8 protein-coding genes and 3 pseudogenes are annotated in these 9,345 nt (G+C 68.6%); 5 read left to right on the top strand and 6 right to left on the bottom strand.

All coding sequences use genetic code 11. The annotated features are described in order from the left end of the window. Positions 1–157 precede the first annotated feature (157 nt). Positions 158–958 (bottom strand): pirin-like C-terminal cupin domain-containing protein, encoded by an 801-nt coding sequence (locus AB0D93_RS41010; protein WP_362131699.1) that lies wholly within the window; start codon positions 956–958, stop codon positions 158–160. A gap of 262 nt (positions 959–1,220) precedes the next feature. Beyond that, positions 1,221–1,424 carry a cold-shock protein gene (locus AB0D93_RS41005; RefSeq protein WP_067045496.1) on the bottom strand — a complete coding sequence of 68 codons (204 nt, stop codon included), beginning with the start codon at positions 1,422–1,424 and terminating at the stop codon, positions 1,221–1,223. Between the two features lie 281 nt (positions 1,425–1,705). Between AB0D93_RS41005 and AB0D93_RS41000 the strand changes: the two genes are divergently transcribed. After that, the gene (locus AB0D93_RS41000; RefSeq protein WP_362131696.1) at positions 1,706–1,918 is read left to right on the top strand and encodes a hypothetical protein; all 213 of its coding nucleotides are present in this window, start codon (positions 1,706–1,708) and stop codon (positions 1,916–1,918) included. 138 nt (positions 1,919–2,056) lie between these two features. Next, entirely contained in the window at positions 2,057–2,248 is a 192-nt protein-coding gene (locus tag AB0D93_RS40995; protein ID WP_362131693.1) for a hypothetical protein, read from the top strand. A 456-nt stretch (positions 2,249–2,704) separates the two neighbouring features. Here the strand turns inward: AB0D93_RS40995 and AB0D93_RS40990 are convergent. Beyond that, positions 2,705–3,542, bottom strand: a pseudogene (locus AB0D93_RS40990) (IS5 family transposase). Positions 3,543–4,153: 611 nt separating this feature from the next. Here AB0D93_RS40990 and AB0D93_RS40985 point away from each other — a divergent pair. After that, a pseudogene (locus tag AB0D93_RS40985) lies at positions 4,154–4,444 on the top strand (transposase family protein); the annotation flags it as partial. A gap of 240 nt (positions 4,445–4,684) precedes the next feature. On the opposite strand, the gene AB0D93_RS40980 reads toward AB0D93_RS40985, so the two are convergent. After that, positions 4,685–5,206, bottom strand: a complete 522-nt coding sequence (locus AB0D93_RS40980; protein ID WP_362131690.1) for an isochorismatase family cysteine hydrolase — start codon at positions 5,204–5,206, stop codon at positions 4,685–4,687. A gap of 1,022 nt (positions 5,207–6,228) precedes the next feature. Here AB0D93_RS40980 and AB0D93_RS40975 point away from each other — a divergent pair. Next, positions 6,229–7,689: an MFS transporter gene (locus AB0D93_RS40975; protein WP_362131687.1), complete on the top strand. Its 1,461-nt coding sequence runs from the start codon at positions 6,229–6,231 to the stop codon at positions 7,687–7,689. A 67-nt stretch (positions 7,690–7,756) separates the two neighbouring features. On the opposite strand, the gene AB0D93_RS40970 is transcribed toward AB0D93_RS40975, so the two are convergent. Together AB0D93_RS40970 and AB0D93_RS40965 are read right to left on the bottom strand one after the other, a co-directional pair. Further along, a complete protein-coding gene (locus AB0D93_RS40970; RefSeq protein ID WP_362131684.1) occupies positions 7,757–8,014 on the bottom strand; it encodes a hypothetical protein in 258 nt (85 codons plus the stop codon). Positions 8,015–8,168: 154 nt separating this feature from the next. Continuing rightward, the gene (locus tag AB0D93_RS40965) at positions 8,169–8,351 is read right to left on the bottom strand and encodes a hypothetical protein (RefSeq protein WP_362131681.1); all 183 of its coding nucleotides are present in this window, start codon (positions 8,349–8,351) and stop codon (positions 8,169–8,171) included. A gap of 800 nt (positions 8,352–9,151) precedes the next feature. On the opposite strand from AB0D93_RS40965, the pseudogene AB0D93_RS40960 reads away from it, so the two are divergent. After that, positions 9,152–9,345 (top strand): annotated as a pseudogene (locus tag AB0D93_RS40960) (hypothetical protein); the annotation flags it as partial.

Raw genomic sequence — 9,345 nt, 5'->3', positions numbered from 1 at the left:
CCCTAGATCTACACTCTCCAGCCAACTCTGCTTCCCTCCCCGACGCTCTTCCGATCTCCCGCACCGGCCCCTCGGCCCGTGCACGCCGTCGCTCGCCCCCGCCCGGTGCGGGGGCGAGCTCACCGGCCTTACGGCCGTCGCCGGTCCTGCCGCACCCTCATGGCGTTCCCTCCAGGTGGGCTGCGGGAATGTGCCCCATCCTGCCCCGCTGGTAGTCCTCGACGGCCTGCCGGATCTCCGCCTCGGTGTTCATCACGAACGGGCCGTAGCGGGCGATCGGCTCCCGCAGCGGTACGCCGCCCAGCAGCAGCACCTCAAAGCGGCCGGTGCGTCCGCGCTGATGGGCCCCCGCCCGGACGGTGAGGACATCGCCCGCACCGAACACCGCCAGTTGCCCCTCCCTGACGGGGCGCCTGTCGGCGCCCACGCTCCCCGCTCCCTGCAGGACGTAGACCATCGCGCTGAACTGCGGAACCCACCCGGTCCGCAACTGCGCCCGGGGAAGCAGACTTGCGCGCGCATAGACGATGGGGGTGTAGGTCACGCCCGGCCCCTGGAAACCGCCAAGCCCACCGGCGATCAGGCGTACCAGCGCCCCGCCGTCATCGGAGGTGAGCAGCCGCAGCTTGTCCGCGCGGACGTCCTGGTAGCGCGGCTGCGCCCACTTGCTGGTGCAGGGCAGGTTCACCCACAGCTGGATGCCATGACTGAGGCCGCCCTTGGCCAGGACCTCCTCGCTGGGGACCTCGTCGTGCAGGATCCCTGACCCTGCGGTCATCCACTGCGTGTCCCCGTCCGATATCACGCCTCCGCCAAAGGGCTCCCGCTCCCGACGCACGCCGATCGCGTCGGGGGCGGGTAGGACTCCAGCGTCCTCCCCGACGGCGGATCGGGAGCGAGGTCGTCCGCTGGAGAGTGGTCTTCCCCGCCCCCGTCGGGGACGACCACACAGCACCATCAATGCCTGGGCTGCGGGGGCATGAAGGGAGGCCGCATGCCCGAGTGGATCGGCCCGCGGCACGCGGATCTGGTCGCTGCGTGGAAGCGCACGCAGCAGCCGGACTCGCGTGACCCGGAAGAGCCCAGGCCAGCGAGGGGCTTCATCGTCTCGAGCGAGGGCTGACAGGTGGGGCGGCCCCGGCAGGCGCAACCGGCGGACGGGAACGAAGAAGCCCCAGCCGGGATGTACCCACCAGCTGGGGCCTCTCTTGCGTGTGGCGTTACAGGGGGCGGATGTTCTCCGCCTGCGGGCCCTTCTGGCCCTGCGTAACGTCGAACTCGACCTTCTGGCCCTCCTGCAGCTCGCGGAAGCCCTGAGCGACGATGTTCGAGTAGTGGGCGAAGACGTCGGGGCCGCCACCCTCCTGCTCGATGAAGCCGAAGCCCTTTTCCGCGTTGAACCACTTCACGGTGCCCTTGGCCATGTGCCTGTCTCCTTCGAGGGGACTCGTATCGGGTCCCGCACCGTGCGGGTCCCGGAGGTGATCGCCCTGGTCCGGAGAGGCGTTGAACAGCAAAAACGCCCGCGATGCGATCACGGGCGAACGGGACTTCGGAACCACGACTGCTGATTACGACGCTACACCGGCTGGTGCAGCTCGGCCACAAGACACCACGACGACAACGCGACCCCCGTGGGGCAACCGCCGCCACTGACAGCCGTCCCCCGAATGCGCCTCACCTGCCGTTGGGCGAGGCTGAGGCCATGGCTGAGCGTCGCGTGATCGTGTTCCCGCCCGGAGAGGGTGGCGGCCGTCGCATCCAGGTCGGCAGCGAGATGCTCGGAACCGCATACAGCCTGCATGACCTGAGCGTGTTCCTGGAGCGTGCCGGCCTGGAGGGGGTGGACGTGGTGGACCTGGTGAACTCGCCGCTGATCGAGTGGCACGGTGGCGGCCCGGAGGTATGGGAGCGCTGAACGCCCGTCGGTGGGCTGGCGGCCGTCGTCACCTGTTCGACGCACAGCGGTCGCTGACGCACGCGGGTTCGCGTTCGCTGGGAGCGAGCCCGGCATGCGACCGGAGCTCGCCCCCCATCAAGCCAAGGAGACTCAGCCATGGACCAAGGCAAGATCCATGAGTGGAACGCGGACCCGGGCGAGGGAAGCATCAAGAACGACCAAGGTGGTCCCGTGCTGTACTTCACGGTAGACGACCTCGTGATCGACCCCGACGAGATCCATCCCGGGGACACCGTCTCGTTCCAGATCCAAGGACCGGGACGCGCGGCCAACGTCAACAAGGCCTGAGTCTCGACAGCAGCGCGCGGCGGGCACCACCCGAAGGTACGGGGGTGCCCGCGTGGGTTTCTGGGCCGTGCAGATCAACCGCGGCCTGGTCGTGAAGGAGCTAGGCACCTCCAGGAAGCCCGCTGAGTGATAGCGCCTATCCCTGCTGTGCCGCACCCGTGCCAACAGGCTGTGTAGTCGCAGGTCACGGGCAGCGAACCGCATCATCTATGCGGTTGGAGGGTTGTGTCGGTAGTGGCGACACCCTCACAGAGGCTCTCCGTGCCGGCGAACGAAGAGCATCGGACATGTTCAGCGAAGCGAGCGAGGGACAGCCTGTCCTTCGCAGAAGTCCCGGCGGGCCATCAGGCGGCAGGCTTGCCAGTGTCGTCGTTCACTGAGGTTGCCTGCTTCCTCACCGCCCTCACCAGCTTCTTAAAGAGCGTTTTGTCCCAGCGAGGTTGTTTGGTTCGAGGTTCAGGTGTCGCGCCGGTTTGGAGTGGATTCGCGGGTGAGCCTGCGGGTTATGAGGTCGATCATCGCGACGTGGATTATGGCTTCGGAGCGGTGAGGGTGAGTCCCGTAGTCGCGGGCGAGTCGGCGGTGGTGCATGAGCCAGCCGAAGGTTCGCTCGACCACCCAACGCCGCGGGATCACCTTGAACCCTTTGACGCCGGGGTCGCGTGGGACGACTTCGACGTCGATGCCGAGGTGGGCGCCCTGGTCGATGGCTTTGGTGCGATAGCCGGTGTCGGCCCACGCCTTGGTCACACGAGGGCTTGTGGTGGCGATCCGGGACAGCAGGTGGATGCCGCCTGCGTTGTCCGAGACGCTGGCAGCGGTTACCCAGACAGCCAGCAGCAGGCCGAGGGTGTCGACACCGAGGTGGCGCTTGCGACCTGCGATTTCCTTTCCCGCATCGATACCTTGGCCGGCCGCGGGCACGTTGGCGGAGGTCTTGATGCTCGGCGCGTCCAGCACGCAGGCGCTCGGCTCGGCATCCCGGCCCTCAGCTTCCCGGACCAGCCGCCGCAGCAGGCCGTTCAGCTGGTCGAAGATCCCTTCTTTCTGCCAGGCGGCGAAGTAGCCGTAGACCGTCTCCCACGGTGCGAAGGTGTGGGAGGTAGCGCCAGGGGATCCCGGTGCGGTCGACGTAGAGGATGGCGTCCATGATGCGGCGCAGGTTGTGCTCGGGCGGGCGTCCGATGTCCAGGCCGTTGCCTCGGCGCTCGGCCCGCCAGGCGGTGGGCGCGGGGCGGATCAACTGCCAGCGGGCGTCGGAGAGGTCGCTGGGGTATGGATGGAGTCGCGTCATGTTTTGGTAGTAGCGTCGGGCACGACGCACTGCCAGGGGGCAAACGGCGTCAATCGGGGGCTCCTTGGGGTCAGACAGGATCAACTCGACTCAAACGGGCAGAGGCATGAAATCTCCTGTCGCACAGCCCGCATTGAGCACTCCCGCCACAGCCGTTTCAGACCCGCTCCTCATCAGAAGCGCCACCAAACAACCTCGATGGGACAAAACGCTCTTTTACTGATCGTTTCAGAATGAGATCGGCGTGTCGGATGCTGATCTGCGCTCTTTGTGGGCAGGACCCATGGGATGTCAGAAGATCTTGTCTCCGATGATCTGTGGGTACGGATAGCGCCGTTGCTTCTCACACCCAGAGCGTCGATACCGTACCCAGGTCGGCTTCGGGCGCCTGATCGCGCCGCGTTGGCGCGCATCGTCTACATGCTGCGCAAGGTTGTGGCCTCGCGGGGTGTTCCCACTGGTGTGGCGGGATGCTCGGGAGTGACTGAGCATTTTCAGCGTGGCCACTGACGGGTGACGCTTGTGAGGTTGAGGTGAGGGCCGCAACGCACAAAGCCCCCGTGCCCTTGGGGAGGTGTTCGAAGTCTCAACCCACCGGCACAAGAGCCTCATTGGTTCCCTATCCTGCCGCACTCGACCTCCCGCATGCCCTCGTCGAGTGGGTGACGATGGTCATCGTCACCCATGAGGGTGGCCGACGGTGCAAACTCCCGCCGCACCAGCGGGCGCTCGTCGCTCTGGTGTACCTACGCCGCCACGACACCCTCACTCGGCTCGCATCCGGCTTCGGGATATCCGTCGGCACCGCCCATGCGTACGTCACCGCCGTGACCGGCCTGCTCGCTGAACGGGCCCCGGGCCTGCTCAGGACTCTGCGCGAGCGTGATCCGGAGTTCGTCCTCAGGAGCCGGCGAAGCAGCCCGTGATGCGCGTGACCGAGCCACCGGTGACATCCAAGACGTGATATGCCACGCTGTCCGGCCACGGGCGGGAGTCCAGTGCGGTTCCTTCGCCGCGCTCGGTGGGTTGGCGGCCGGGGATGAAGTGGGCGGCTGGGCGATCCGGGCCAGGCCGGGACCCGCCACGGCTCCCACGGGTCACCCTCAAGGCCCCAGCCCTCACGCGGATGTGTCCGAGGGTGATCACCGGGAGCCGAGTGCGACGGTGAGTTGGTCTGTGGTGACGATGGCCTGGGCGTAGGTGGGGTCGTTGAGTTGGCGAGCGGCGTGCATCATCTCGGGGCTGAGGGCCGCGGTGGCGTCGGTGACCAGCGTGACGTGGTAGCCGAGTTCCATGGCGAAACGAGCGGTTGCCTCGATGCAGGTGTTGGCCAGGGCACCGACGACAACGACGCGAGTGACACCGTGCTGCTTGAGCTGCATGTCCAGGTCCGTGTTGCCGAACCCGCACGACCCCCAGTGTTCCTGCACGACGACCTCGCCCGGCTGCGGCTGGAAGTCGGGGTGGAACCCCCCGCCCCAGGAGTCCCGGGCAAAGTGGTGGACCTCCTGAATCTTCCGCTGTGAGGGGGTTGGATGATCCCACGTCTCGTAGTCGCCCGGCTCCCAGCAGCGGTGCGGTACGAACACCACGCGCACACGGCTTTCGCGGGCGGCGGCGATCACTGACCGCAGGTGGACCAGCAGATCGACACTGTGGGCCACGGGCTCCAGAGGGGGCCAGATTTTGCGCCCTCTGAGAGGAAGTCGCTGTAGGGGTCGACCAGCAGGACGGCCGTGTGGCGAGGATCGTAGGTTTCAGCCATGGTTCCTCCTCGATCTCGGCTGCCTTGCGGGCCTGCAGGAATCGGTGGAACCCCTTGAAGATCTGGACATACTCGCGACGTGTCGAGGTCTTGCGGCCCTTCACCGCGAGATCACCGACCACGCGGTCGATGTCTTCTGGGGTCACCTCCCACGCGGGCCGGCCCAGTGCGGCCAGTGCCGGCTCCAGCAGGCCGATGTCGATGGTCACCGGGCTGAAGCCGCGGGCCCGCCATGAGGCGACGAACGCGTCGACGCATGCGGTCTGGAATGCCACGGGTCCGTGACCAGCGGCCCCTGCGGCACAGCCCCTCCCGCGATGACCTGGAGTCTCGCCTCGTCCACCGGCACGCCTCCCTCGCACCTGAACGGTCAAGGCAGCACCTGGAAAACCGTGACACTGCCGTGAAGGCCAACGGGGACCGCAGGAACGAGATACGGGCAGGTGACAGCAGCAACTCTCGTGAGGGAACAAGCGCCAGCCCCAGATGGTTCGACGAGATCATGTCAGAGGCTGGCCACCGCCACGGTCGACCCGGCTCATGCACCACGCTCACAGCGTCGGCACCCAGGGTGACAGCTACCGGCTCACCCAGGCCACCAGCGGACAGGGGTGAAACCTTTCAGCTGACCCACACCGACCCGAGGGCGGGGAATTTTCCGGCCGCCAGCGGGGCGAACTCCTGGCCGCCTACGGAGATAACTACAAGGCCGTTGACAGCGATGGCCCTGGCCGGGCGGGACGAGTTCGCGTCCACCGGAGCGAGGGCCGATTGGCCGACGGAACGGGGGCCGGGGCCCCACTACGTTCGGATGCGTGCATCGACTTCGTGCATCGACGCACCTCAGGCCCCGGAGCAAGCCGACGGCGGCCCTGAGCCTGTCCCGACCGTTCACGCCCCCAAGCCCGCCAGGAAGATCCCATGCCGTCTATGCTCTCCACCTACCGGCGAATCTTCGACGCCCCCGGGAGCCTGGCCTTCTCCTCCGCCGGGTTCATCGCCCGCCTGCCGAAGTCCATGCAAAGCGTCGGCGTCGTCGCCATGCTGTCCGCGACCCACGGCCGCTACGCGCTCGCCGGTGCGGTGGCAGCCACCATCGCGCTGTCGACCTCGGCCCTCGGACCGCAGGTGAGCCGGCTGGTGGACAAATTCGGACAGCGCCGGGTGATGCTGACCGCCTCCGGCATCACCGTCGCGGCGATGAGCACCCTGGTGCTCTGCGTCTACCTGGGTGCTCCTGCCTGGACGCTGTTCCCGAGCGCCGCCGTCGCCGGGTGCATGCCCAGCATGAGCTCGCTCGTCCGCGCCCGCTGGGCCCACATCTACGCGGGGTCACCGATGCTGCACCCCGCCTACTCGTTCGAATCGGTGCTTACCCAGATCAGCTACGTCGTCGGACCGCCGCTCGCCGCGGCCCTGTCCACGGCCCTCTTCCCCGAGGCCGGGCCAGCCCTGACCACGCTGCTCCTCGCCCTCGGGACCGTGCTGCTCGCGACGCAGCGTCGTACCGAGCCGCCGCTGCGCGCGCCAGGAGAGCGCAGGGACGCGCAGGGCTCCGTACTGCGCGCCCGCGGGCTACGGGTCCTGATCCTCACGTACGTGGGCGTGGGCGCGGTCCTCGGCTCGCTCGAGGTGGTCACCGTCGCCTTCGCCGACCATCTGCACCACAAGGCACTGTCCGGCGTGGTGCTGGGCGTCTACGCCCTCGGCTCGTGCGTCGCAGGCCTCGTCTTCGGTGCGCTGAGCCTGCGCGGCCCCCTGTCCCGGCGCTACCTGACCGGGGTGGTGGTCATGGCGCTGAGCATGCTGCCGCTGCTGTTCGCGAAGGACCTCGTGTTCCTGACAGCGGCCCTGTTCGTCGCCGGGATGCTGCTCTCCCCGACCATGATCACAACCACTCTGCTCGTACAGCGCATTGTCCCCGCCTCCCGTGTGACGGAAGGGCTGACCTGGACCGTCACCGGACTCGCCGTCGGCGCGGCCTGCGGCTCCGCGGTCGCCAGCGCGGTCGTGGAACACTCCGGCGCCGCGGCCGGATACGAGGTGACCGTGACTGCGGCGCTGCTCGCCGCGGGCACGGCCCTGATCGGGGCCGGCAGGCTGAGCCAGGCGCAGACGCAAGGTGCAGGCGGCACTCGGAAGCACCGGTTGGCCGGCGCCCCTGCGGTCCGGCTCCGTCCGGCGAGCCGCGCGCCCTCACGCCGGCACAGGCACGCGGCTCAACAGCAGGGTGCGGCCCCACCGCTCGTCTGCGCGGGGTGCGGATTCGGGCGCCGCGTTGCACTCGGATTTCGGCGGGTTCCCACGCTCCCGCTCGGCGAGCGCCCCGAGGTCGGCGTGCGTGATGGTGCTCGCTTGCGCGCGAGAGTCGATTTCGGATGAGATTCCCACATGGTGCGAACGTATTTTCGATTCCTGTTCCGGCGTGATTGGGCCACGGGTGCCCGCCTCAGAACCGGATCGGCCACGCCCGCTCCGAGCGGGCTCCGCGCCAGGGCAGCCAGTCCATCAGGCACATTTCCTGGGCGCCGGCTAAGGCCACGGGGCTGAGGCCGAAGCCGAACTCCGGCCAGCGCAGCCACAGGCTGCCGCCGAGGGCGCGCACGTCGTGGCGTTTGGCACCGGGCACGGCATGGGGGAGTGCGTGCGCCTCGATGAGCATCGCCGCGCCGCCGGTGACCGTGCGCAGCGTCTCCAACGCGGACATGAGCACCCCGCGCGGTCTCCTCGTCATTCGGATTGCCGGTCATCGTGAGCTTGTACAGCGGACCGATCACGATCAGGTCCGGCTTGGCGCGCTCGATTCGGCGGGCGAGGTAGGCCCGGTCCGACCGGCCGCGCGTAGTCCAGGCCACGCTCGGTCAAAACTCCATCGTCACCAGCGTCGGGTCGATCGCCGCGCACTCCGCGGCGGCGGCCCGGGCCATCTGCTCGATCCACGGCCGGGCCTGGTCCCGGGAGTTCTCCGCATCGACGAGCAGGCGGCGCACGGGTGCGATCCGGGCCTTATTCCACGGGTGCAGCCCGGCCGCCGCGCGCAGCATGATCTGCCGCAGCAGCGACTTGCCGCCGCCCTCACCGCCCGTGACGACCGGCCCCAGCGGGCCAGTACCACGGGAAGGATCCAGTCCGGCTCGGCCGGGGTTTCGGCCAGGAGCGTGCCCAGGTCCAGCAGCGGCGCGTCCGTGGCGGCCAAGCCACGGTCGCGGACGGCGCGCATCACCTCCACCGACCGCTCGGCGAGGTCGGCCGCCACACCCGCGCCGGAACGCGCGGCCGCCACCGCGGCGATGCCGGCCGCTTCCACCCGGCGCAGCAGCGCCGCATCGCGGACGACCTTCGCGTACTCCACGGCCGCGTACGGTCGGACGGCCTGCACCAGGTGATGCAGGTAGGCACGGCTGCCGATCTTCTCCAACTGCCCGCGACCGGTCAGATCCGCCGTCATGGATCGGGTCACAGGTGGTCCCGCCGGGTGCGCAACGCGCACGACACCTCGTAGATCACCTGATGACGCGGCTCCTGGAAGTCCGACGCCTCAACCTGCTCCACCAACTCTATGAACGCCGCGTCAGCCGCGTCCCCGGGCGACAGCAGCGCACCCAGCGCCGCCTCCAGCTCACGGGCCTGCCGCTCGTCAGCTCCTCGAAACCGGTCATCACAGCAGACGGCGCTACCCCGCCGGGCATGCTCTTGCGCCAGAGCGTGCAGTTCTCGTCGGAATTGATCGACCGTGCCGGGTGCCTGCGTGACGTACCCCGGGGGAACATAGCCGCACTCGCCAGTCAGGCAGCGCCGGCGCGGAGGTATCTCGCCTCAAGAACGGCCCGCCGGTCGGCTGACCGTGCGCTCCCAGGGCCCCGCCGGTCTCCCCTTTGCGGTGGCGGTGACACCGGACGCCTCCCACATCTACGTCGCGAACGCTGGCTCGAACAACATGTCGGTGATCGACGCCGCCACCAACAGCGTCACTGCCACCATCGGCGTCGGTTCCTTCCCCTCTGGTGTGGCGATCGCGACGATCCCCTTGACGTCGCA

The sequence above is a fragment of the Streptomyces sp. NPDC048191 genome, assembly GCF_040652655.1.
GTDB lineage: Bacteria > Actinomycetota > Actinomycetes > Streptomycetales > Streptomycetaceae > Streptomyces.
Note: the sequence above shows the minus strand (reverse complement) of the source record. Positions and strands in the feature narration are given on the sequence as shown.

Bases quoted from the DNA above. Each gene is read 5' to 3' on its own strand.
- AB0D93_RS41010 (WP_362131699.1), bottom strand. From the start codon at position 958: ATGGTGCTGTGTGGTCGTCCCCGACGGGGGCGGGGAAGACCACTCTCC.
- AB0D93_RS41005 (WP_067045496.1), bottom strand. From the start codon at position 1,424: ATGGCCAAGGGCACCGTGAAGTGGTTCAACGCGGAAAAGGGCTTCGGC.
- AB0D93_RS41000 (WP_362131696.1), top strand. From the start codon at position 1,706: ATGGCTGAGCGTCGCGTGATCGTGTTCCCGCCCGGAGAGGGTGGCGGC.
- AB0D93_RS40995 (WP_362131693.1), top strand. From the start codon at position 2,057: ATGGACCAAGGCAAGATCCATGAGTGGAACGCGGACCCGGGCGAGGGA.
- AB0D93_RS40975 (WP_362131687.1), top strand. From the start codon at position 6,229: ATGCCGTCTATGCTCTCCACCTACCGGCGAATCTTCGACGCCCCCGGG.
- AB0D93_RS40970 (WP_362131684.1), bottom strand. From the start codon at position 8,014: ATGTCCGCGTTGGAGACGCTGCGCACGGTCACCGGCGGCGCGGCGATG.
- AB0D93_RS40965 (WP_362131681.1), bottom strand. From the start codon at position 8,351: ATGCTGCGCGCGGCGGCCGGGCTGCACCCGTGGAATAAGGCCCGGATC.